1 protein-coding gene and 1 pseudogene are annotated in these 650 nt (G+C 66.0%); one reads left to right on the top strand and one right to left on the bottom strand.

Going from position 1 to position 650, the window contains the following annotated elements; genetic code table 11:
- Positions 1-316 (bottom strand): annotated as a pseudogene (locus GTY47_RS28055) (2,3-dihydroxybiphenyl 1,2-dioxygenase); the annotation flags it as partial.
- Positions 317-451: 135 nt separating this feature from the next.
- Here GTY47_RS28055 and GTY47_RS28060 point away from each other — a divergent pair.
- Positions 452-650 (top strand): helix-turn-helix domain-containing protein (locus GTY47_RS28060; RefSeq protein WP_010049361.1); only part of this gene is annotated, 199 nt, incomplete at its 3' end.

Consider the following 650-nt stretch of genomic DNA (forward strand, 5'->3'; position numbering starts at 1 on the left):
CCGCCGCGCGGAACGCCGGGCCGATGAAACGGGACGTACGACCGCGCCGGATCACCATGCAGGGCGAGCCCGCGAAGGTGCCCCGCAGCCACAGCTCACTCTCCGTGCGTGCGGCAACCTGGAAGCCGAAGTCCCGAGCGAAGACCTCGGCCCGCTCCAGGTCCGGCTTCTCGAACTCCAGCCAAGCCAGGTCCGTCACCCTGATCACAGGGTTCCGGGAGCGGCCCGGATGCTCGCCACGCAGGGCGCCCTGTTCGCTGTGCAAGTCCTGGTGGGCAGTCTTGACAGCGGTCCCGTCGACGTGGGTTTCAGACATGGTGCCCTCCGAGCAACATCGCCACAGTGAGGAAATCATCAACTGTGACAACATCGCCGTCAAGAGGTTCGCCAGGGGAAATGATGAATTCATCAGAGCTGCTGCCGCCATCGCTCCTGCGGTTAAACTCTGCGCATGCCTACGTCAGCCCCACCCAGCAACCGGTTCGAGCGGCGCCGCGCCGAGACCCGTCGCGCGCTCATCCACGCCGCCCGGCAGATCCTCGCCGAGACCGGGGACACCAGCGCCAGCATCCAGGCGATCGCGGAGCGTGCGGACGTCGGTTTCGGCTCCTTCTACAACCACTTCGAGTCGAAGACGGAGCTGTTCGAGG

This window comes from Streptomyces sp. SID5464 (assembly GCF_009862985.1).
Classification (GTDB): domain Bacteria; phylum Actinomycetota; class Actinomycetes; order Streptomycetales; family Streptomycetaceae; genus Streptomyces; species Streptomyces chartreusis_D.